This is a genomic window from Nitrospinota bacterium (assembly GCA_029881495.1).
Classification (GTDB): Bacteria; Nitrospinota_A; UBA7883; order JACRGQ01; family JACRGQ01; genus JAOUMJ01.
Window position 1 is genome coordinate 1 of the sequence record JAOUMJ010000029.1, and the last position, 22474, is coordinate 22474.

The following is a 22474-nucleotide window of genomic DNA, read 5'->3' on the forward strand; positions in this document are numbered from 1 at the left end:
AAAGAATATGAAGATTATAAGAAAAAGGTAAGCGTTCTTCTTGCGGAGGACAGCCTTGTCTATTCGGTTTTTCTGTCGAATCTTCTTGAAAGCAGGGGTTTCCTTGTGCAAAAGGCCGGAAACGGACGGGAAGCGATAGAATTCCTGGAATCGGGGAGAAAGTTCGACGTTATTCTCAGCGACCTCAACATGCCGGAGGTAAACGGATTCGAGCTTGCCAAATATAACTTCGATACGCAACTCCTCCCTTTCATAATCATCACAACGCACAGCGACGCTAGCTACGCGATGGATCTCATCAAATTCGGCGTGCGTGATTACCTTGTGAAGCCGTCCACCGGTAACATAATCGTGTCGGTCGTGAAGAACGCCGCGTTGAGGCATCCCGGCAAGGTGGTTGATATGGAAGAGATATCAGGGTTGAACAACCTGGCCTTCATCGAAATACCTTCAGACCTCGATTCGATAAACAAGGCTAGCCTCTGGGTGGAAAACAAGATTTCAGAATATTCCGACGTGCACGAAACTAAAAAGTTCATAAACTACCTTTACGAATTTCTCGTGAACGCGCATGAGCACGGCAATCTTGGTCTCGGCGAACATGAGAAGGAGACTCTGCTGAACAAAGGTGTGTACGACGAATTTTTAAGGTGCAAACAATCGTCAAATACGATAGAGGTAAAATTTTCCGCCGTCGGCAACCAGGTGGCGGTAAACATCACAGATCGCGGCAAAGGTTTCAATTACGAAAAATATCTTCGGATGTCGAAGGACGAGGTACTTGAAAGGATCACGATGCCGAACGGAAGGGGAATCGTCATGGCTATCGGGTATTTTGATTCCGTAACGTATGAGAAGAACGGGGCGTCCGTCTCGCTCGTAAAAAAGCTGGGCAAATAAATACCCTCTTCCTGTTCAGCCGGCTGGCTTTTTCCGTCTCCTGTAGTTTCAGCAATTACTCCACACTGCGAAAGGGGAATAGCGTAGTTTTATAAGAGCCGGTAGTTTTCCGGGAAATACGATATATAATTGTAGCCTAAATGAAATTTGATACTATTGGAAAGCAGTTCATGCTCGTCGCGTTCATTCTGGCGCTTTTCGGGCTCGCCGCTGGGGTAACCTCCCTTTCGAGGTCGGTGACCAGCGGATTCGAGAAGGGGATGGAGGAGCGGATTACCCTCCTCTCCGGCACGATATCTTCATCCATGAAAAGCATAATGCTTTCCGGTAACGCATCGATACTTCTTGATTGGATAAAGAATGTCAAGAAGGCGAACAGCGGGGCGATAATCCAGGTATTGCGCAAGTCGGGCGGGGAGGCGTTTGCCGACGGCGAGACGATAACAGCGGTGAACAATTTTCTGGAAACCGACATCTTTGCCCTGCATCACGATAACCAGTACAGGGCGGACGAGAACTTCGCGGGGTTCAACAGGTACTCTGTCAACATGGAGAAGTTCAGCGAGGCTTCCGCCGGATTTACACCGGTGAAGTTTTTCGAGGATATGGGGGGGCGGCAGTTCATGACGATATTCTTCCCGATAGTTTCGAGCGATGAGTGCATGGCGTGCCACGGCTACGACAGCGACACGCTAAGAGGCGTCGTAAGGGTTTCAATGTCGATGGAGTCTTTTCTCGGCGAGTCGGCGCGTATAAGAAATGAGTTTGCCTATCTGGCGTCAGCCATGCTTCTTGTGGCGTTCCTTGCTATCTACATGTTGCTCAGGAGACTTGTCATTACCCCTGTTAGGTCGATGATTGATACGGTCAAAAAGCTATCCAGCGGCGATCTCACTTCGTCGGCTGAGATAGATTTCAGGAACGAGATGGGGGATCTGGCCGACGCGATAAACAACATGGCGTTCCGGTTCGGCTCGATGGTGAAAGGGATAAAGTCGGAGATAAATCTCCTTTCAAGCGCGGCGGAGGAGGTATCGGAGAGTTCCAAGCAGTTGTCCGGCAATTCCACCGAAGGGATATCTGGCTCAAAGTTTCTCACGCAGTCCGCCGGCAAGCTCTCCGAGACGGTTGCGGAGGTTGCCAGCCTCGCGGAAGGGATATCGAACTCCATAAGGCTGACCGCCTCGGCAGTCGAGGAACTTGGCGCCTCAATCGCGGAGGTGGCATCGAAATCGAGCCGCGAACTTCAGATTGCGGGTGAGGCGAACATGCAGACCGAAAGGACCAGGGCGCTTCTGGAAAACCTGAGCCTCTCGATAGGGGAGATAGGTGGCGTACTTGAGACGATAGAGGATATCGCGGAGCAGACCAATCTTCTTGCGTTGAACGCGACCATCGAGGCATCGGCCGCCGGGGAACCGGGGAAGAGATTCGCCTCTGTAGCGGGAGAGGTTAAAGAGCTTGCCGGGCAGGCCTCATCCGCCGCCTCCGAGATAGGGAGGAAGGTGGAAGAGATAGGGAAGAGCGCAAAGACCGCGTCCGATTCCGTTGAGGCTATATCCAATGTTGTAACGGAGATAAACCGCATATCTGTGCGGATATCCGAGCTGGTAGGTAAGCAGACAGCGGCGGCGCGCGAGCTTGAGAGGTCGATCACAAGTTCATCCGACACAGCCAACAGGATATCCCAGAACGCCAGGTCGGTTTCCACTGGTGTAAACGAAGTGACTATTTATCTCGACCAGATAAACCAGGTTGCGAAGGAGTCGGTCGATCGCGCGTCGGCGTCGAAGGAGAACGCGAATTCCCTTTCGATGCTTGCGAAGGACCTGCGACAGCTGGTTATCAAGTTCCGCGTCGACGACGAGGATTGACAGGAAGTTCGTTATTTATTCCAGGCATCTCCCTTGCGGGATTATGTGAAACTCCCCTTTCCGGTAGCGTGGAATTTCTCAGTGATCGCGAGCGGAGCAAGACAATCAATTTCTGCGATGACAGCTCACATCAGATTCGTTTATCTGATTTTGGATCAAGGATGTCGCGCAGGCCGTCGCCAGTGAGATTGATGGCGAGCACGAGGAGCATGAGACAGATGCCGGGGAATGCCGTGAGATGCGGGGCGATAAGGAGGAACGATCTCCCTTCATTGAGCATTGCACCCCAGCTTGGCGCGGGGGGCTGAATGCCGAGGCCGAGAAAACTTAGTCCCGCTTCGCCGACTATCACCGCCGCCATTCCGAATGCCGCCTCTATTATGAGGGGGGCGCTCGCGTTTGGTATGTAATGCAGAAAGATAAGTCTCGACTGTTTCGCTCCCGCGGCGGAGGCGGCGAGAACGAATTCACGCTCTCTTAGCGAAAGTATCTGTCCCCGCACAATCCTTGCAAAGCCGACCCATCCGGTGAGGCATAATGCCACGACCACATTGAACAATCCCGGCCCGAGTATCGCCATTATCGATATGGCAAGTAGTATTCCGGGAAATGCGAGGACAATATCGATTATCCGCATTATCGTCTCGTCGACCTTTCCACCGAACGCCCCCGCGATGCTCCCGATGATCGTTCCGGCAAGCGCGCTCACGGTGATGGTAATAAGGCCGACCGTCAGGCTGACCCTTGAACCGTAAATGATACGGCTCAATATATCCCGACCAAGAAGATCTCTCCCGAGAAGGTGCCCCGCTTCCGGCGTGGAGAGACCGAACAGAAGTTCTTGATCAAATGGGCTGGCAGGAGCGATGAGGGGGGCAAAGAGCGCCACGATGACGAAAAATGAAAGCATGGCTACTCCGATGAGGAACGTTGCGCCGTATTTTCCGCTGTTCATCTATCGACTCTCACTCTCGGGTCGATCACTCCGTAAAGAATGTCGACAAGGAAGTTTACGAAAACATAGCAGGCCGATATGTTGAGTACGCACCCCTGAACGACCGGGTAGTCGCGCGCCTCGATAGCTTCTATCATCAGCCTTCCAATGCCGGGCCATGAAAAAATTGTTTCGGTAATGACCGCGCCGGAGAGAAGCGCGCCGAGTTGAAGGCCGGAAACTGTGATGACCGGGATAAGCGCGTTTGAAAGGGCGTGCCTGAAATAGACCGCGGTTTCATTCAATCCCTTAGCGCGGGCGGTGCGGATATATTCGTCACCCATTACTTCGAGGATGGATGAGCGGGTGAGTCGAACGAGTATCGCGGCTAGCGCAGTGCCGAGAGTAATCGCCGGGAGGATGATGCTATCGAATCCCCCTCTGCCGGAGACCGGGAGTATGGCGAACTCTATGGAGAAAAGCATGATGAGTAGAGGGCCGAGCCAGAAATTCGGTATCGCAATTCCGAAAAGCGAGGCGACAAGCGTCCCCTTGTCGACGGCGGTATCCTTTCTTGCGGCGGAGAGAACGCCGAGCGGGATGGAAACCGCGACCGCAAAGAGCATCGCGAAAAGCGCGAGCTCGGCTGTGGCGGGCCAGCGTGAAACAATTTCTTTCAGCACCGGCTCGTGCGAGTGAATGGAGGTTCCGATGTCCCCCTGTAATATCCCAGCAAGGTATGAAACATACTGTACGCCAAGCGGCCTGTCGAGGCCTAGTTGCCGCCTCAGCTCCTCCTTGTCGGCAGACTGCGCCGATTCGCCGAGCATTATCTCCACAGGGTCGCCGGGGATAAGATGTATCATCAGGAAAACCACGGTCACTACTCCGAAAAGAGTCGGGAGGAGTAGCGATACCCTGCGCAGGACAAACGATAACATTTTACAATCCATCTTCGCTGTTGAAGGTTTTACAAACGGTACTATCCATCGTCATTCCTTAAAGTATACGCCGGCCAGCGAGTCGAGGCTCTCGTCGGGGTAAATTTCGAATCCTTGCACCCGTCTGTCCATTACCGCGATATTTTTGCCGAACCAGAGGTGGACATATGGCGTGTCGTTTGAGATCATTTCCTGCACCTTGCTGTAGATCTCTTTTCTCCTTTCCAGGGAAACGGTTTTTCTGCCGATGGTGAGGAGGGAGTCGAGCTCGGTATTGAAATATCTTCCTCGGTTGGCCCCGTCCGGAGGGAGGCTTTCGCTATGAAAAATGTAGTAATAGATGTCCGGGTCCGCCACCCCTACCCATGTAAGCGAATAGATCTGAAAGTTTCCGCTCTTGATGTCGGAAAAAAAGGTTCCCCATTCAAAGCTCTTTATCTCTATAGCTATGCCGACCTGTCTCAGCTGTTCGCCGATTATCTCCGCTATCTTTTTTCTGGTCGGGTTTTTACTTGTCTTGTATGTGAGCGAAAAGCGCGGTGAGCCGTCGGGCTTTTCAATGAATCCGGCGTCGTCGAGAAGTTTTTTTGCCAATTTCGGATCGTGGGCTGTGCGTCGAAGGTTCGGATTGAAAAATTCGTTCGATTCCGCGATTATGCTCTCCGCCTCTACGGCGGTATTTTTCAGCAGGTATTTGATAATCGAATCGCGGTCGATGGCTTGTCCGATAGCTTTTCTCACGTTTGAATTTTTCAGAATTTCATCTTCCATGTTGAAGCCGAGGTATGAAACGTTAGTCCCGGTTTCCATCGCTATCTTCAGATTTTTCTGCTCTTCCAGCCAAGGGAGCACCGCAGGGGTGACGCCGTTGGAAATTAAATGTATATCCCCTTTTTTAAGGGCAAGCATCCGCACAGTTTCATCCGGGATAATTTTGAATATCACGCCGGAAAGTTTCGGCTTTCCAAAAATAAAGCCGTCGAAACCTTTTAAGGCGAGTTCCGCCCCCCTTTCGTAATTCGAGAACGCGAAAGGCCCTGCGCCGACAGGCTCTTTTGTGAGGTCGTCGGCCCCCTCGGGCACGATGCCGATGGTCAGGTTTCCGAGAAATGGGGCGAAGACCTCGCTTAATTTAATTATGACAATATGTTCGTCCGGCGTATCTATCGATTCGATCTTTGAAAACGAATTTTTCTTTGGGGAGATGCTGTCTGGGGCGAGGATAGATTCGAACGTAAAGCGGACGTCAGCAGAGGTCAACTCCTTGCCGCTATGGAATTTTATCCCCTCTCTAAGATGGATGACGTATGTCCTGTCGTCAGGCTGATCGACCGATTTCGCGAGGTAGGGTTCAAGGTTAAGTTTTTTATCCCTGCGAAGGAGGCCTGGGTATATGAGGCCGCACACGGTGGAGGAGATGGCGTCGGTGGCAAAGCGGGGATCGAGAACGGAAGGCCCCGTCTCTGTTCCAATTACGAGCACATTCTCAGGGAGAGGTTTTCTCGAAGTGCATGAGAGGATGAAGAGGGGAAGGATGAAGAGCGCGAATATTTTCTGTTTCACATTATCATGGGTTTTTTATTGCCTTGTCGGCAATGTCGTTTCGGAAATAACAGCCGTCCCATGAGATGCCCTTTACGCGGCTGTATGCGAGATCCTTTGCCTCCTTTATCGTTCTTGCCGTGGCGGTAACACCAAGGACGCGCCCGCCGGAGGTGACCACCTTTTCATCCTTCACGCCGGTCCCTGCGTGGAAAACGGTTACGCCGTCTAAATTCTTCTCCAGTCCTTCTATGGTTTTTCCTTTCGCGTATGAGCCGGGATATCCACCCGCCGCCATTACAACGCAGACGGATGCGTTTTCCGGCCATTCGAGATCGATCCCTGTGACATCTCCATTTGCCGCCGCTTCAAGGAGGTCGAGGAGGTCGCCGGGGTAGCGTGAGAGTATCGGCTGTGTCTCCGGGTCGCCGAACCGCACGTTGAATTCGAGCACATACGGCTCCCCGTTTTCTATCATCAGCCCCGCGTAAAGGAAACCTGTGAATGGGGAACCTCTCCTTTTCATTTCGGCGAGTAGCGGTTTGATTACTCTTTCATCGACTTTTTTTCTCACGTTGTCGGTAACGATCGGTGCCGGGGAGTATGCCCCCATCCCACCCGTGTTCGGGCCGGTGTCGTTATCGCCGATCCGCTTGTGATCCTGCGATGTGGCGAGGGGAACGAAGTTCTCTCCATCCGCTACGACGATGTACGACGCCTCTTCTCCGCCGAGGAACTGCTCGATGATCACCCTGTTCCCCGAATCGCCGAAGATCCTTTCGCCCATGACATCTTTCACGAATGCTGTTGCTGATGCGGCGTCTGGCGCGACGAGCACACCCTTGCCAGCGGCGAGTCCGTCCGCCTTCACTACCTGTGGAAACTTTTTTACGCCGTTCAGGTAGGCGATAGCTTCATCGGCACTTGTGAAGGTGTGGTATTCGGCGGTAGGGATATTTGCCGAAATTAGAACCTCTTTCATGAAGATCTTGCTCCCTTCGAGCCTTGACGCTTCCATGGAGGGGCCGAATATTTTAAGGCCGTTCTTTTTAAAGAGGTCGACAATTCCCGCCACTAGTGGCTGTTCGGGGCCGACTACGGTGAAGTTGATCTTTTCATTTTTGGCGAATGCGAGGAGCGCCTCAATATCCTCCGCTCTGATATCTATATTTTCAGCAACCGATATTGTCCCGGCATTTCCGGGTGCGCAGTAGATCCTGGAAACGCGGGGCGATTGGGCGATCTTCCAGGCGAGGGCGTGCTCCCTTCCCCCTCCACCTACTACAAGTATTTTCATTGGGAATAAGTATAACGTGAAGAGTAGGGTGGATTAAATCAATTTACAATTGAATTTCTTCTATGTAATCGAGGTCGCGGTGTTCGCCGTTCATGTCGATGCCGAAACCGTAAAGCCACCGCTTGCGCGCCAATTCGATTGGGTAGTTGAGTTCGAAGCAGGCGTATGTCAGGTAGCTGTCAGTATCTATGTTGCTCTTCTTTACTACGACAACGGATATGAGATTCGACGGGTTGAATGAGCATATCGTGTCCCAGGCGAGCTTCAATGTTTCCCCTTCGTCAACAAGGTCGTCGATGATCACCACGAATTTCCCTTCGAAATCCTCGCGGGTGTATTGAAACTCTTTTAATTCGGGTGTTCTCAATTCTGTCCCATCGGAGCGTTTTATGGTCATCGGTTTTTCCGTTATGGCCGGGCCTCCCAAACAGGGGCCGCAACCCCCGAACGTGTCTTCCACGAACATGGCAAACATCCTTGAGGCGGTTGCCGCCCCGTTCAAAAGCGGAACAAGGACTATCTCTCCGGCGTCTGGCGGTAGCTTCTCCAGCGCCTTGGCGGTTATCTCCCGTAACCTTTCGGCTATTTCGTCGCGCGTAAAGAGGATGGTCCGCTTATTGTTTTTCATTTTCCTATTTTAACAGGCTCCCGGTTGACAAAACTGTGCGCTAAAATTTCGCCATCCTTAAGCGTAAGGACAATCTCCCCTTCCTTCTGGGTGTCCATTATCGTAATTCCCTTTTTTTCGAGCCGTTCTACCGTTGTTTTGGAAGGCATTTTCCAGCGATTGTACCTGCCGGAACTTATGATGGCAAGGGAGGGGTTGACCTTATTAAGGAATGATGCCGTGGCGCTCGTCTGCCCTCCATGGTGACCGACTTTCAATACATCGGCTGAAAGGTCTATCCCCCTTTCAAGGAGCCTCTTTTCGGCATTTTTTTCCATGTCCCCAGCATGCAGAATTCTGGAACCTTCAGAAGATATCATCAGCGCGATTGAGAGGTCGTTGTCGATGGAGTTCGGATTTTCCGCCGCGAATCGGGGGTCTGGATGTATGACCATAAGGCTATCCCCCTTCATTCCTACGAAATCGCCAGCACGCAGAGAGGAAACCGGGATACCCTTCTCCTTTGCCACGCTTCGAAGCTGTTCAAGGAGCGCCGTATGTTTGGGCTGATCGTTGTCGTAATATTTCGCTATTTGAATCCTTTTCATAACGGTGAGAAGGCCACCGGCGTGGTCGTCGTCGCCGTGTGTCGCAATTACGGCGTCGAGCTTTCGTACCTTCAGTCTTGCGAGCGCAGGGACGATCACATATTCGCCGATATCGAGCCGCCCCCTGTTTATTCCTCCGTCTATCAGGATGTTTCGTCCGTCCTTTAGCATTATCAGAGAGGAGTCACCCTGCCCAACATCGAAGAATCTTATTTCGGTGTTCTCCCTCGGCCATGAAACAAAGAATGGAACCAGCAGAATGAAGAGGAGAGCGGAAAACCATACTCGATATCTGTGACGAAAAAACCATGAGAGGAGAACAAGGTAGTAAATGATCACCACCGGCAAAGGGAGCGCCGGGCCGGAAATGGTAAGAAGATCGAGTCGGGAAAAAAAGTCGGCGATAAAGTTGATCCCTCCGAAAAAGAGAATGCCGAACCATGCGACGAGCGAACCGACCGCGGGGTGGATATCGTATAGAAATACTCCTATAAGAGTGGATGGAACAGCAACCGCTGTCATCGGCACGGCAAAGATGTTCGCCAAAAGCCCTCCGAGCGGGACGCGGAAAAAGTTTGCCAGGACTACCGGCGCCGTTGCGAAGGTAACGGCTATCGATATTTTAATGGAGATGACCAGAAATTTCCCAACCTTGTCGACAAGGGACGCCGTTCGGATATTTTCGATTTCCTCTTTTTCAGTACCTTCTCCGGCGAATAAAAGAAGGATCCCGAATACGGCGATGTATGACATCTGGAACGATGCCGAGAAGAGCGCGGCGGGATCGAACAGCAGAATGATTATTGCGGAGAGCGCGAGTGAATTGTAAATCTCTTTTTCTCTGCCGATGAGGGCGGAAACAAGGTAGACGCCGACCATAATGCCCGCCCGGACTGCGGAGATCTTAATTCCAGTTGAAAGGACGAAAACAAAACAGACGAAAAGTGAAAAGAAAAGCGCCGCTTTTTTATGAAACCCGGTAAGAGTGAGGACAGGGTGGAACTTCCCGAACAAGTGAAAAAAGAAGAAATATAGGACGGCGTATGACAGCGCCGATATGAATCCTACATGCAGGCCGGAAATGGCGAGAAGGTGCGCCAAGCCGCTGGTCGTGAAGCGCCATCGGGCGTCGCCGGAGATTCTGTCGGTTATCCCGACTGTCATGGATTCCGCCACCGGCGCAAGCTCGGCTCTGAAATGGCTCTGGATGTATTGGTGCGCTTTTCTTCTCAGTTTTTCGCCGAGCCGGTAAGGGTCAGTTTGAAAACCCGAGAGGCTCTCGATGGTGATCTTCGACGAATGCGGGACCGCGGTACGAGCGCCGATCCCCTTATCTTCCATGTATTGGCTGTAATCAAATCCGTCAATATTTCTGAATGATGTTATCGGCATCAGTTTGACATTTTTCAGCGTAACCGTATCGCCAGGGAGCGGCATTTTATCCCGACGGTAAACAGTAACAAGCAGGAGACCATGCGCGGGATTTTTTCTGTCGCTGAAGGAAATGGATTCTGTTTCGAGGTGGAACTGGTAGCTCTCGCCAAAATACCTGAAACCAGTGGCTGTTTTTCCCTGTATCGTGACATTGTTCTGTGGAGCAAACGATGAGATATGGCCAGGTTTGAGGAAATCTTCCTCCGAACCGCTGATAAGCAGGAATCCAGCCGCCGAAAAAACAGGTATCAGGATACGCAGTTTTAAAGGAATCCTTGAAATGCCTATTATGCAAAGAGTGAAAAATGTTATTATGAAGACGCTGGCGGTTGAATAGCCGAATTGCCTTCCTGTTAAAATGCCGGTGATCAAAGCCAGGCATAGGTCGGCAGAAGGCGTAGGTAAAAGCCTTATCAAATCAGGTTTCCCTCCGCAAATGATACAGTCCTTTTAGTTTGTTGACTATATAGTACATGCAGGATTATATAAAGGTTGTAAAGTCAGATTAACGGATAAATCAAAATAATTTTGAGGGGGTTTACATGGCAATAAAGGTAGGCATAAACGGTTTCGGACGAATCGGACGAAATATCCTTCGTGCCGCGTTACATGATAAAAATATTGATTTTCTGGCGGTAAACGACCTGACCAATCCTGAAACCCTTGCCCACCTGTTTAAATATGACTCGGTACTTGGCAACCTACCGGACGAAGTAACCGTTGAAGGTGATGTTATCAAGGTAGCTGGCCGCAAGATCAAGGTGTTAAGCGAGCGCGATCCCGCGGCTCTTCCATGGGGAAAAATGGGGGTTGATATCGTTGTCGAGTCGACCGGATTTTTCACAAAACGCGCTGACGCTCAAAAGCATATTGACGCCGGCGCGAAAAAGGTGATCATCTCGGCCCCGGCGAAGGATGAGGACATAACCATTGTGCTTGGGGTCAACGAGGGGAAGTACGATAAAGCAAAGCATCATGTTGTTTCAAATGCTTCATGCACGACCAACTGTCTTGCGCCGGTCGTTAAGGTACTTATAGAAAAATTTGGATTTGTTTCTGGCCAGATGACTACGATTCATTCCTATACAAATGACCAGAACGTGCTCGATTTTCCACATAGCGATTTGAGGAGAGCGCGAGCGGCCGCTCTTTCCATGATACCGACTACGACAGGCGCCGCGAAGGCGGTCGGTCTTGTTTTGCCGGAAGTGAAAGGGAAGCTCGATGGTCTTGCCATAAGGGTCCCAACGCCGAACGTATCGCTGATCGACCTTGTATGCGTGGTAGAAAAGGAGACCACCGCTGATGAGGTGAACGCCGCACTGAAATCCGCTTCCGGCGGCGCGTTGAAAGGATACCTGGAATATTGCGAATTGCCGCTTGTCTCGAAGGATTTCCAGGGGAATCCCGCTTCTTCGGTAGTAGATTCACTCTCTACGAAAGTGATGAACAAGACACTGGTCAAAGTTCTCGCGTGGTACGACAACGAGCTGGGGTATTCGAACCGGGTTGTTGACCTGGTGAAATTCATGGCGGGCAAGGGTCTATGAACAACAAGCTCTGCCTTAGCGATATTGATGTAGAGGGGAAACGCTGTTTTGTCCGCACCGATTTCAATGTGCCCCTCGACGAGTTTCAGAACATCACAGATGACACAAGGATAAGGGCATCGCTTCCTACGATTAACCACCTTATAGACAGCGGAGCGAAGATAATTCTGGCATCCCACCTTGGCAGACCGAAGGGGAAGAGAAATCCGTTGATGAGCCTGAAGCCGGTAAGGGCGAGACTTTCTCGTCTTCTCAAGCAGGAGGTAAAATTCGTTGAGGAGTGCATCGGCCCGGAGGTGGACAAAGAGGTAGCCGATTTGAAGGAGGGGGAAGTGCTCCTTTTGGAGAACCTCAGGTTCTACAAGGAGGAGACCGATAATGATCCTGAGTTTTCCAAAAAGCTTGCCTCATTGGCGGATCTGTATATAAACGACGCATTTGGTTCCGCTCATCGCGCACACGCCTCCACCGAGGGGATAACGAAGTTCATGAAGATATCGGCATGCGGCTTTCTGATGAAGAAGGAGATAGATTATTTTCACAGGGCGGTCTCCGATCCCGCGCATCCAGTGGTGGCGATCGTCGGGGGGGCGAAGGCTTCCACCAAGATAGCGGTTCTGCTGAACCTTCTTGAGAAGGTGGACAAACTGATAGTCGGCGGGGGCCTTGCCTTTACTTTTCTCAAGGCGCGGGGACGTGAGATAGGGAACAATATCCTTGAAGAGGAGATGCTACCAGACGTTAGAAAGATCATGGATAAGGCGAAAGAGCGTGGTGTGAAATTCTACCTCCCCGTCGATTTTGTCGTTGCCGAGAAGATAGATCCCAGGGCTCAGACAAAGGTTGTCACTTCGCAGGAGATTCCGGAGAATTGGGTGGCCCCTGATATTGGACCGGCGTCGGTTAAGCTTTTCTCGGAGGCACTACAGGACGCGCGAACGATTATCTGGAACGGCCCGATGGGGGTATTCGAGATGGACATTTTTTCCAGGGGGACAATGGGGATTGTCTCCGCGGTGTCGAACGCTTATGCCACGACAATCGTAGGGGGGGGCGATACCGATGTTGCGGTACATCGCGCCGGCGCCGAAGACAGCATCTCCTTCATATCCACAGGGGGGGGAGCCTTTCTGGAGCTTCTTGAGGGGAAAGTTCTTCCGGCTTTGGCCGCACTTACGGATAATCCGGATAAAAAGCATTGATAATTAGGCCTATTCCAGCCGTTACGTTGCCTATTGCACCTCTTTTGTGACAAAATGTACACGGCAAGTACAATTGCCTGTTTCATAAATAGAACTGGGGTGTTTTTTGAACAATGTCGGAAAATAAAAAGAATTTGAGGGAGTCGGACCTTACAAAGATCACTAACGGGGAAGTGAAAAAGGAACGACGCAGGGAAAACCAGAAATTTCTTGATTCCTACGCCAGGTATTTCGACAATCAGATAAAAAAACTCTCCGACATCGGGATTGCGCTTTCATCAGAAAAGAATCTCGATAAACTCCTTGAAATGATCCTGAATGAGGCGATGTCGTTTACCAGCGCCGATGCTGGAACCCTTTACACCAAAGAGGGGGAGGCGCTTGTCTTCAAGATAATGGTGAACAATACTTTCAAGACGCGGTCCGGGGGGACTTCCGGCACGCCGATTACGCTGCCTCCGGTTAATCTCGTGAGGGAGAACGTATCCGCATACTCCGCCATTACCGGCGAAACGGTAAATATACCGGATGTTTACACAGCAAAAGAGTTCGATTTCACCGGTCCCAGGAAATACGACGCCGCGACAGGATACAAATCTACCTCCATGCTGGTGGTACCTATGAAGAATCAGGATAACGAGATCATAGGTGTTCTCCAGCTTTTAAATGCAACCGACACATTGACGGAAACGGTCATCCCTTTTCCTGACGATAAGGTGTCGCTTACGGAATCGCTTGCTTCTCAGGCCGCTGTAGCGATCACCAACGCCCAGCTTATACAGGGAATGGAAAACCTCTTTAATTCGTTCGTAAAGGTTATGGCTACCGCGATCGACGAAAGGTCGCCATACACCGGCGGCCATATCAGGAGGGTCGCCGAGCTGGGTGAGTTGATGTGCGATGTAATTAACAAATCCAACGCCGGAAAATTCAAGAACATAACCTTTACCCCTGAGGAGCGCAAAGAGATACTGATAGCAGGGTGGATGCACGATGTTGGCAAGATCACCACTCCGGTGCATATCATGGACAAATCCACAAAGCTGGAAACGATAAGCGACAAGGTGGAACTGGTAAAGGCCAGGTTCATGCTTATCGAGACGGTATTGCGAGCTGAGTGGCTCGAAAAGAAGGTTGAACTTCTTCAGAACGGCAATTCAGGCGAGGAGATTCAAAAAGGAGAAGAGAACCTGGGGGCGACACTCGAAGAGCTTCGCGACGACCTTGAGTTTATTGTCAAGTCGAATACCGGCGGGGAGTTCATGTCCGATGACAAGGTGGAGAGAATAAGGAACATAGGGACAAAGACGTTCACCCACAACGGTGAGACCTCCAATTACCTTTCGGAGTCCGAAATTGAAAATCTCAGCATCAGGAAAGGTACCCTGCTGGAATCCGAAAGAAAACTGATGCAGGATCACGTATCGGTCACGCTCAAGATGCTTAACCAGATCCCATTCACGAAACACCTGCGCAATGTGCCGCTTTTTGCGGGGTCGCATCATGAGTGTGTGGACGGCAGTGGATATCCTCTCGGATTGAAGGGGGACGATCTACCGCTTGGTGGACGTATCCTCAATCTTGTCGATTTCTATGAGGCTCTGTCAGCCTCCGACCGCCCGTATAAGAAGAAAATGCCGATCGAAAAGGTCATCTCCATTCTTCAGGCGGAGGCCGACCATGGGAAGATAGATTCCGACCTCCTGGCGCTTTTCCTCAAGGAAAGGGTTTGGGAAACCTATGAAAAAATGGAAGCGGAAAAGAAGAAAAATGCCGCTGCCGAAGCAGGTGAAAGCGAGTCTTCCGAAACAGGCAGTGTAGATGAAGTTGAAAGCGATACCGCCGAGAAGGCGAAACTGGCATAAGTGTTCTCCACTTTGAAAGATTTTCTCCTCAATGTCTGGCGCTTTCTCGCCTACTTTGTGATGGATCTCATCCTGCACGTTGTATATCGAGCTGGTTCAATAGGGTCGGAAAATATTCCAAAAAGCGGCGGAGTGTTCATAGCTTCAAATCATCTGTCGGGGATGGATATACCGATAATCCCCTACTTCGCTGTGAGCCGCTTCTCCTCAAGAAAATTCTACAGCCCCGGCAAAGAGGAACTGTTCAGGTTTCTTCCGGCGGCGCTTCTCTTCAAATCACTCCGCGCGTTTCCGATAAAGCGAAAGAGCAGGGATGTCGCGGGGATGCAGAGAATAATCGATTTGGTGAAGGATAATATCGTTGTCATATATCCCGAAGGGACCCGTTCAAGGGACGGGATACTGAAACCGGGCCAGCCTGGAATGGGGCGGCTCATTTACGAATCGAAAGTAAATGTTGTCCCAACGCTGGTTATAAATACCAACAGGCTCTTCAAGGGGAAGCTCCCGAATTTCTCACAGAGAATGTATGTCGTTTTCGGCAAGCCGCTGAACCTGGAGCCTTATTTCAGCCGTGAAGGGACAAAAGACAATTTCAGGCAGATAGTAAAATATCTGATGGACGAGATAGCGAAACTCAAGGAAGAGTATCGGCATCTGGATAGCATGCCGCATATTTCAAGCGAGAAACCAGGCGGCCAGGAGCAGGGAAATAGTGACGCCTGACGACAGTATGGCGGAAGGCAAAACGGGCCGGAGGGTAGAGAATGAGTTTTCCGATTTGTTTCTTATGAAAGGGAGCGGACGGTGATTGTATTCCTTCAAAACCTCTTCAGGTTTATTGTCTTCTTTTTCGTCGACTTCTTTTACAGGCTCGTTTTCAGATCCTACGTTATCGGTACTGAAAATATCCCAAGGAACGGAGGAGCGCTTATTGCCCCGAATCATATCTCCGGCTGGGATGTTTTTATTGTCCCATATTTCGCGCTGAACAGATTTTCATCCCGCCAGATGTGGGCCCCGGCCAAGGAGGAGCTATTCAGTTTTCCGCCGATGGGGTGGGTGCTGCACATACTCCGGGCGTTCCCTGTGAGGAGGAAGAAGAGCGATTACGCCTCCCGCGACAGGACCGCCGAGATAACGCGGGATCACTTGGTGATGATCTTCCCGGAAGGAACGCGCTCGAAGAACGGAAAGCTGGGCCGTGGGCGCCCCGGCGTGGGAAAGATCATCTGGGATTCGCGGGTGCCGGTAATACCGACACTTGTAATAAATACGAATTACTGTGTGATACCGGGACTCTTCATGCTCAATTTCTTTCAAAAGCTCTACGTGGTTTACGGAAAGCCTCTCGATTTTTCGAGATTTTGGGGGAGAGAGGATACAAAGGAGACATCGCAGGAGGTTGCCGATTATCTAATGAAAGAGATTGCCAGAATGAAGGAGGAGTACAAGCATCTCGACTCAACGCATGAATGGATAAAGCGGCGAGTTGAAGCGAAGTACAGAAGATATGAGGAAAAGATTAAGATGATGGACGATGCGGATAGCGGGGGTTGACGAGGCGGGGCGAGGTCCTCTCGCGGGTCCGGTGGTCGCTTCCGCTGTCATCCTGAACGGGGGGAAGCCTCCTCATCCGCTTGTCGATTCGAAGAGTATCGGCGAGGAGCGGAGGGAAAGGATATTCGACTGGCTGTTCGAATGCGGAGCCGAGATCGGCATCGGCATTGTGGAACATGATGAGATAGACAGAATAAACATTCTTCAGGCGTCTCTCCTGGCGATGAAAAAAGCGGTGGAGATGATAAGTCCAATGCCGGAAATGCTGCAAATCGACGGACAGTTTACTATCAGCGGTTTCAGCGGGGATATCAGGCAGGAGGCTGTCATAAAAGGTGATACGAAGATAGAGGCTATCTCGGCGGCATCCATCGTTGCGAAGGTGACCCGTGACAGGATAATGAAAAAATATCACGAAGAGTATCCTCAATACGGCTTTGCCAAACACAAGGGGTATCCGACAGCATCTCATAAAAAGGCGATCGCCGAACATGGTCCCTCTCCGATCCACAGGCTGAGTTTCAGAGGCGTGAAAGGTATATAGGCATGGCGGGATTCTTGTCGCGTCTGGCGAGGCTGGCAGCACTTGAGTTCGGCAAGAGTTCGGAGGATATGGCGGCGCGGAAAATGAGGAAATCAGGCTACAGGATCATTGACAGGAATTTCAGTTGCCGCGAAGGGGAGATAGATGTAATTGCCGAGCAGGATGGATGCCTGGTTTTTTGCGAGGTTAAGGGGAGAAGAAACTCAAATTTCGGCTCCGCGCTGGAGGGGATTACCCCGGCGAAAATCAGAAAAATAAAAAAGGCGGCGGAGGTGTATATCGCCAGGAACGGACTTCATGAACAGGACTGCAGGTTCGACGTGGTTACGATAGATGAGTCCGAAGGGGAGCTGAAGTTGGAGATAATCCCCAACGCGTTCTAGCAACAGGTTTTTGCAGGGTCAGATATTTTCCGCGGAGCCTACCTCTAGTTCTTCGAACCAGTCCAGGAACTTTTCCGCTTCGGCTTTTTTATATATCGCGCCATGCTGGGGGCACATCATGTTTATATCGAGTTTTCTCACCCGTTCTATCCATTGGTTTTTTGCTGTCTTTGAAGGCATCCATCGCTTGTGGAATCCTTCAATGTACTGGACATGTCTATCGAAATCTTCAACAAAGATGCCGCTGTTATCCTTTGGCAAAAGCGCCGCCCCTATATCTCCGCTGAACAGGATCTTCGCAGTGGGGTCGTAGAGTGAAAAGTTGCCAGAAGAGTGGCAGTAGTGCGCAGGGATCAGTTGTAATTCGTCGCTTCCGCCAAGCGGGAGGGTCATCCCTGCGTCCGGTATCTGGTAGAGAGTTCTGTCACTCCCGAAGTGGGGAATGAACAGCGACCATATCGAAGGAACATAAACTTTCATGTTCTTGCAGACTCCGAACCAGAGGGAAAGAGAGGAACATATATCCGGGTCCTGGTGCGAGCAGAAGAGAATTTCGATGTCGTCCATTTTTATTTCGCGGGAGATGGTTGATAAAACGGGAGGGAATATCTCCATGCCGCCCGGATCCAGCAGAAGCCCTTTTCCGTTTTCCATGATGAGATATTCATTTGTATCTATGACAATATCTTTTTTATCGGGGTCGCGTCCAAAAAAGAGCCAGCGTCTCCCTTTTTTATTAAAAAGTTCATAGGTTTTAATAAGCTGTACCTCCGAGTTTAGTTTACACCCTTGCGATATTGTTTGTATGTTTCTATCATTTTTATCAGCTTGTATACTTCTTCTTCAGCATCCTCATGTATTTTGGCGATATCGGCAGTAAGTTGGGATATGTTTTCGGCGACGATTATCAGGTCTTCACCATAGTCGCTTACCCGTACCGATTCCACTTTGGCGGTTATGGCGAGGTATTTGCTGTGTTTCTGAGTCATGTTGCGTACCCCTCCCAGCAATCCCGCGAGTTTTTGCGCGTTTTCAAAAAGCCCTTCCCTCTGATCTGCTATTGTTTTTTTGCTGGTTTCAAGGATTCTTTCGAGATGTTCCCCAGCTGTACCGGGCAAAAACTGGTGTTTGTCCGGTTTTTCAGTTTCGTTTCCATCGTCATCTTCAGCAGATTCCGCTTTTTCTTTGGCAATTATCAGATTCAAACTTTCAGCAAAAAATTTTCCTCTTTTGTTTTCGCCGTTCCATTTCGCAACCTGATTTACCATTTTCGCAAATATGTCTTCAACTTCTTCTATCATGCGCGTAAGTTCCTCAGACATGACGATAAGTTCCTTAACCAGCACGGAGAACGGTTCGCCGGCGGCGCCGATCCGTGATGATGCGACTTGGGCGTTTATCGCAAGTTTCCTTGAGTGCCTGGTCAAATCCATAATGCCTTTGAAGGAGAGGTTTACGTCGATCGCCTTTAATTTCAGGCTCTCTTCCATTAATTTCAGGCTCACGGGTTTATTCTATCTTATTGAGGCGAGGAATCAATTTTTCAAGTTTCTAGTAATGTATTATGTTCCACTGGAATAGAAATTGTCGGTAAATCCGTTTTTATAGCAGTTTTTGAAAATTCTAATTTGGTAATAGGATGCTGTCCGACGTTACGTTATAATACAGTTTTTCGGCAATTCGCCGACGAAGGATATTTGATGAGTACCATACTGATAGCAGACGACGAGGAGAGCATGGTAGGGATGCTTGGGATCCTTTTCAAGGGTGAAGGGTACGAGATAGAGACCGCCTCAAGCACCGATGAAGCTGTGAATATTCTGGAGTCGAAAGAGGTAGATTTGGTAATTTCAGATATGAAGATGCCGACAGATGGCGGTATAAGCATATTGAAGGCATCCTTGAGAATGGACATCGACAGGCCGGTTGTAATGGTAACGGCCTACGCGTCGGCGGAGAGCGCCGTGGAGGCAATGAAACTCGGAGCATATGATTACATTACAAAGCCATTTAACGTTGACGAGATAAGGCTTATCGTGAAAAACGGGCTTGAGCGACGCGCCTTAATAAGAGAGAATAGCTCGCTTAAGGATCAATTGAGGCGGAAGGAAGGGATAAGTGAGATAGTTGGAAACTCCGAGCCGATCAATGGAGTAAAGGATCTTATAATCCGCGTGGCAGATTCTTCCAGCACGATCCTTATCACCGGGGAGAGCGGAACTGGCAAGGAGCTTGTCGCCAGGGCAATACACCAATTGTCACCCAGAAAGGACGGAAATTTCCTTTCAATCAATTGCGGCGCGGTCCCAGAGCAACTTCTCGAAAGCGAGCTGTTCGGTTATACGAAAGGCTCGTTCACGGGTGCGGTTTCAAACAAGATCGGATTGTTGGAGGCGGCAAACGGCGGCACCTTTTTTTTCGATGAGATCGCCGAAATGCCGGTATCTCTCCAGGTAAAGCTGGTTAGGGCGCTTCAGGAGCGTGAAGTGCAAAGGATTGGCGGTACAAGCCCGATACCTCTGGATGTGAGGTTTGTTGCGGCGACAAACCGGAACCTGGAGGAAGAGGTGAAAACAGGGGGATTCCGCGAAGACCTTTATTACAGGTTGAACGTTATACGGATAAAGCTCCCTTCTCTGCGCGAGAGGAAAGAGGATATACCGGCGCTGGCGAACAGCTTTTTACTGAAATTGAATGTGCAGAATAAAAGGGAAGTGAAAGGATTTATGCCCGATGTGATGAAGTTGTTCGAAAGTTACGGCTGGCGCGGAAACGTGCGTGAGCTTGAGAACGTCGTTGAGCGGGCGATGGTTCTGGAGACTTCCAACTGGATAACCATGGAAAGTCTCCCTGACAGCATCAGGAACCCGGGGCAGTTTGAAACCGCGCTAAACCTTCCGGGTGACGGGCTGGACCTTGAAGGGAAGCTGGGTCAGATAGAGAAGAGACTCATCGCCGAGGCGCTGGAAAGGAGCAAGGGCTCAAAAAGGGAAGCCGCCAAACTGTTGAATGTTAATTTGCGTTCTTTGAGATACAAGTTGTCGAAATATGATTTATAAAAGCAGAAGAGTATCGGCTCTCGCGGCGTCACTGCTGTTTGCGCTTTTGTTTGCCGGATGCGTTTCGAAGGAAAAGGCCCCGATATCCGGCGTGATAACGGGGGATATCAAGAAACTTGCGGCCGCCGCTGAAAAAGCTGAAGCTAAAAAAGATCAGAAGCGCGCCACAGAGCTGTACAAGATCATGATAGCCAACTTCCCAAGGGAGCCGGAGACGGCCTCCGCCTGGTACCATCTTGGGCAGGATTATCTTGACATGAGGGATTACAGGCTGGCGCATGAATCGTTTTCCAGCGTAGTCAAATATTTCCCCGATTCGAAATTCTTCTTCGTTTCATTCATCAATATGGGTATTTCGCTTGTTTACCTGAAACAGTATGAAGATGCGGAAAATGTCCTTACGCGGGCACTGAGAAGCAGTACGACAGCGCTTCAGAAATCCACCGTTCTATATTTTCTAGGGGAGAACAACTATCTTTCCAGCAACTATATGTCCGCCCTTGAGAGGTTTATCGAGTGCTATGGCGTTCCCGGCTTGTACAGGAGCCAGGCAGAAAGGCGGATAAAGCTCATCATGCACAACGTTCTCTCGGAAAAGGAATTGCTGAACGTCATAGACTTGTATAAGAATAAATTTCCGGCAGACGTCGCATTCATCGAGCTTTCGCAGATCTACACAAGGAACGCTGATTCGCATTCTCTCGGCAGGCTGAAGAAAAGGATGGAGAAATTATTCCCAGGGCTTGAGCTGCCTGATGAATTAGTCGAGGAAGCGCAGGAGGAGAAAGAGGCCGGAAGCGTGATTACTATCGGATGCGTTCTCCCTTTGACGGGAGAGAATTCCAAAAGAGGGATTGAGATAATGAAGGGTATTCAGCTCGCCTTTTCCATGAACAATAATATCGTGGAAAAAGGGAACGTGAAACTTGTCATCAAGGATACGCTTAGCCAATCCTCTACGGTAGCGCCGTCGATAGCGGAACTTGGAGAGGATAATTCCGTCGTGGCGATAATCGGGCCGTTTACTGAAGATGGTCTTTCAGAGGCGTTGTCAGTCGCGCCGAAATACAGGATGCCGATACTTTCGCCGGAGTATTCCATGGAGACGTACGAGATGTCCAGAATGTACCGTTTCCCGATTGGCGTGACTGAAGACAGGGAAGGGGATATCCTCGGGGAAATGGCCGTTGAAAGGCTCGGTTTTTTCCGGGCTGTAATACTCTACCCTGATAGCGAGTACGGGAAGCGCATGGTAGATTCCTTCACGACCAAATTTACCGCGCATAACGGGGAAGTTGTCGAAGCATTGCCATATGAGCCGGAAGCGACCGATTTCGGCCCGCAGATAAGGGCGATAGGAGGGATGAAGGATTCGCAGATAAGAAACCTCATTTACGCCTATGTGAAGGAAGATGAAGAAAGAACACCGGAGGAGATTAATGACCTGCTGGAGATGAAATACCAAAACGGGTATACGATTCCCTACATTGCCGACTACAAGGAATTACCTCTCACAAAGGATAATTTTTCGGTCGGGCTGAAACTTAATTACGATGCCGTATTCATTCCGGCGCCGGCGGTCAATGCCGGACTTCTGGTTCCCGAGCTAGTCTTCTACAATTTGTCCAGCGCACAGGTGATAGGCGGCGGATATTTCAGTCACCGCGATTATTTCAGGCTTGCGCAGAGACATTCCGAAAGATCGCTTTTCCCCGCGGAGTATTTTCCCGAATCCAGGAAATACGCCATCAGGACGTTTAACAAGAATTACAGGAATTCTTTTGGATTGAATCCCGGCATCGACGCCGCGCGAGTTTACGACGCGGTGAACATTCTTCTTTCGTCAATAGAATCGGGAGCCGATACTAGGAGCAGGATATGGGACGCGCTTGTGAACCTTCCCCCCTACATCGGGGTGAGCGGAGAATTCAGCGGAGGCATGGACAGCAGTCTCGTAAAAACGCCATACCTCCTGACCGTCAGGAACGGGAAGACAGTTGAATTCGAGATGGATTTCATCGAATCCGCCCAGAAAGAGGAAGAGCTGCCGGAGGTCATAAAAAAGGGTCCGGTATCAAAAGCGAAAAAGGGCAAAGTGGAAAAGAAAAGGAAGAAACCTTAGTCACATTCCTTTGTTAATTATCAATCAGGAGGCGCCAAGGCCGGCATAAAGC

19 protein-coding genes are annotated in these 22474 nt (G+C 50.3%); 11 read left to right on the forward strand and 8 right to left on the reverse strand.

What is annotated here, in order from left to right; all coding sequences use genetic code 11:
• Window positions 1–900: response regulator (locus OEY64_11025; GenBank protein ID MDH5543482.1), on the forward strand; the 900-nt coding region annotated here is incomplete at its 5' end.
• A gap of 140 nt (window positions 901–1040) precedes the next feature.
• Window positions 1041–2774 carry a methyl-accepting chemotaxis protein gene (locus tag OEY64_11030; protein MDH5543483.1) on the forward strand — a complete coding sequence of 578 codons (1734 nt, stop codon included), beginning with the start codon at window positions 1041–1043 and terminating at the stop codon, window positions 2772–2774.
• Between the two features lie 130 nt (window positions 2775–2904).
• On the opposite strand, the gene OEY64_11035 is transcribed toward OEY64_11030, so the two are convergent.
• Genes OEY64_11035 through OEY64_11060 form a run of 6 tightly spaced genes read right to left on the reverse strand, consistent with a single transcriptional unit; the run spans window position 2905 to window position 10554 of the window.
• Complete coding sequence (locus OEY64_11035) at window positions 2905–3729, reverse strand: ABC transporter permease (GenBank protein ID MDH5543484.1); 825 nt, start codon at window positions 3727–3729, stop codon at window positions 2905–2907.
• Window positions 3726–4649, reverse strand: coding sequence for an ABC transporter permease (locus tag OEY64_11040; GenBank protein ID MDH5543485.1), 924 nt, complete (start codon window positions 4647–4649; stop codon window positions 3726–3728). The genes OEY64_11035 and OEY64_11040 overlap by 4 nt, the downstream gene beginning before the upstream one ends.
• Before the next feature lie 51 nt (window positions 4650–4700).
• Complete coding sequence (locus tag OEY64_11045) at window positions 4701–6212, reverse strand: ABC transporter substrate-binding protein (protein ID MDH5543486.1); 1512 nt, start codon at window positions 6210–6212, stop codon at window positions 4701–4703.
• Between the two features lie 4 nt (window positions 6213–6216).
• The gene (purD, locus tag OEY64_11050; GenBank protein MDH5543487.1) at window positions 6217–7488 is read right to left on the reverse strand and encodes a phosphoribosylamine--glycine ligase; all 1272 of its coding nucleotides are present in this window, start codon (window positions 7486–7488) and stop codon (window positions 6217–6219) included.
• Between the two features lie 43 nt (window positions 7489–7531).
• Window positions 7532–8116: a phosphoribosyltransferase family protein gene (locus OEY64_11055; GenBank protein MDH5543488.1), complete on the reverse strand. Its 585-nt coding sequence runs from the start codon at window positions 8114–8116 to the stop codon at window positions 7532–7534.
• Window positions 8113–10554 carry a DNA internalization-related competence protein ComEC/Rec2 gene (locus OEY64_11060; GenBank protein ID MDH5543489.1) on the reverse strand — a complete coding sequence of 814 codons (2442 nt, stop codon included), beginning with the start codon at window positions 10552–10554 and terminating at the stop codon, window positions 8113–8115. Before OEY64_11060 ends, OEY64_11055 begins: the two co-directional genes overlap by 4 nt.
• A 125-nt stretch (window positions 10555–10679) precedes the next feature.
• On the opposite strand from OEY64_11060, the gene gap reads away from it, so the two are divergent.
• The 7 genes from gap to OEY64_11095 all read left to right on the forward strand — a co-directional run bounded on the left by gap (window position 10680) and on the right by OEY64_11095 (window position 17241).
• Entirely contained in the window at window positions 10680–11687 is a 1008-nt protein-coding gene (gap, locus tag OEY64_11065) for a type I glyceraldehyde-3-phosphate dehydrogenase (protein MDH5543490.1), read from the forward strand.
• Entirely contained in the window at window positions 11684–12889 is a 1206-nt protein-coding gene (locus tag OEY64_11070; GenBank protein ID MDH5543491.1) for a phosphoglycerate kinase, read from the forward strand. Before gap ends, OEY64_11070 begins: the two co-directional genes overlap by 4 nt.
• A gap of 113 nt (window positions 12890–13002) precedes the next feature.
• Window positions 13003–14754, forward strand: coding sequence for a GAF domain-containing protein (locus tag OEY64_11075; protein ID MDH5543492.1), 1752 nt, complete (start codon window positions 13003–13005; stop codon window positions 14752–14754).
• On the forward strand, window positions 14755–15480 hold the full coding sequence (locus tag OEY64_11080; GenBank protein MDH5543493.1) for a 1-acyl-sn-glycerol-3-phosphate acyltransferase: 726 nt from the start codon (window positions 14755–14757) through the stop codon (window positions 15478–15480). It begins immediately after the preceding gene.
• Window positions 15481–15561: 81 nt separating this feature from the next.
• Window positions 15562–16314: a 1-acyl-sn-glycerol-3-phosphate acyltransferase gene (locus OEY64_11085; GenBank protein ID MDH5543494.1), complete on the forward strand. Its 753-nt coding sequence runs from the start codon at window positions 15562–15564 to the stop codon at window positions 16312–16314.
• Entirely contained in the window at window positions 16295–16858 is a 564-nt protein-coding gene (locus OEY64_11090) for a ribonuclease HII (protein MDH5543495.1), read from the forward strand. Before OEY64_11085 ends, OEY64_11090 begins: the two co-directional genes overlap by 20 nt.
• A gap of 2 nt (window positions 16859–16860) precedes the next feature.
• Window positions 16861–17241, forward strand: coding sequence for a YraN family protein (locus OEY64_11095; GenBank protein ID MDH5543496.1), 381 nt, complete (start codon window positions 16861–16863; stop codon window positions 17239–17241).
• 18 nt (window positions 17242–17259) lie between these two features.
• Here OEY64_11095 and OEY64_11100 read toward each other — a convergent pair whose 3' ends face one another.
• Window positions 17260–18000 (reverse strand): FprA family A-type flavoprotein, encoded by a 741-nt coding sequence (locus OEY64_11100; GenBank protein MDH5543497.1) that lies wholly within the window; start codon window positions 17998–18000, stop codon window positions 17260–17262.
• 17 nt (window positions 18001–18017) lie between these two features.
• Window positions 18018–18746, reverse strand: a complete 729-nt coding sequence (locus tag OEY64_11105) for a hypothetical protein (protein ID MDH5543498.1) — start codon at window positions 18744–18746, stop codon at window positions 18018–18020.
• A gap of 195 nt (window positions 18747–18941) precedes the next feature.
• Between OEY64_11105 and OEY64_11110 the strand changes: the two genes are divergently transcribed.
• Window positions 18942–20300 (forward strand): sigma-54 dependent transcriptional regulator, encoded by a 1359-nt coding sequence (locus OEY64_11110; protein ID MDH5543499.1) that lies wholly within the window; start codon window positions 18942–18944, stop codon window positions 20298–20300.
• Window positions 20290–22422, forward strand: a complete 2133-nt coding sequence (locus OEY64_11115; protein MDH5543500.1) for a penicillin-binding protein activator — start codon at window positions 20290–20292, stop codon at window positions 22420–22422. The genes OEY64_11110 and OEY64_11115 overlap by 11 nt, the downstream gene beginning before the upstream one ends.
• The last annotated feature ends 52 nt before the right edge of the window (window positions 22423–22474 follow it).

What these genes read in the sequence shown, in the direction of transcription:
- OEY64_11030 (MDH5543483.1), top strand. Translation starts at nt 1,041, where the DNA reads ATGAAATTTGATACTATTGGAAAGCAGTTCATGCTCGTCGCGTTCATT.
- OEY64_11035 (MDH5543484.1), bottom strand. Translation starts at nt 3,729, where the DNA reads ATGAACAGCGGAAAATACGGCGCAACGTTCCTCATCGGAGTAGCCATG.
- OEY64_11040 (MDH5543485.1), bottom strand. Translation starts at nt 4,649, where the DNA reads ATGTTATCGTTTGTCCTGCGCAGGGTATCGCTACTCCTCCCGACTCTT.
- purD (MDH5543487.1), bottom strand. Translation starts at nt 7,488, where the DNA reads ATGAAAATACTTGTAGTAGGTGGAGGGGGAAGGGAGCACGCCCTCGCC.
- OEY64_11055 (MDH5543488.1), bottom strand. Translation starts at nt 8,116, where the DNA reads ATGAAAAACAATAAGCGGACCATCCTCTTTACGCGCGACGAAATAGCC.
- gap (MDH5543490.1), top strand. Translation starts at nt 10,680, where the DNA reads ATGGCAATAAAGGTAGGCATAAACGGTTTCGGACGAATCGGACGAAAT.
- OEY64_11070 (MDH5543491.1), top strand. Translation starts at nt 11,684, where the DNA reads ATGAACAACAAGCTCTGCCTTAGCGATATTGATGTAGAGGGGAAACGC.
- OEY64_11075 (MDH5543492.1), top strand. Translation starts at nt 13,003, where the DNA reads ATGTCGGAAAATAAAAAGAATTTGAGGGAGTCGGACCTTACAAAGATC.
- OEY64_11090 (MDH5543495.1), top strand. Translation starts at nt 16,295, where the DNA reads ATGCGGATAGCGGGGGTTGACGAGGCGGGGCGAGGTCCTCTCGCGGGT.
- OEY64_11095 (MDH5543496.1), top strand. Translation starts at nt 16,861, where the DNA reads ATGGCGGGATTCTTGTCGCGTCTGGCGAGGCTGGCAGCACTTGAGTTC.
- OEY64_11110 (MDH5543499.1), top strand. Translation starts at nt 18,942, where the DNA reads ATGAGTACCATACTGATAGCAGACGACGAGGAGAGCATGGTAGGGATG.
- OEY64_11115 (MDH5543500.1), top strand. Translation starts at nt 20,290, where the DNA reads ATGATTTATAAAAGCAGAAGAGTATCGGCTCTCGCGGCGTCACTGCTG.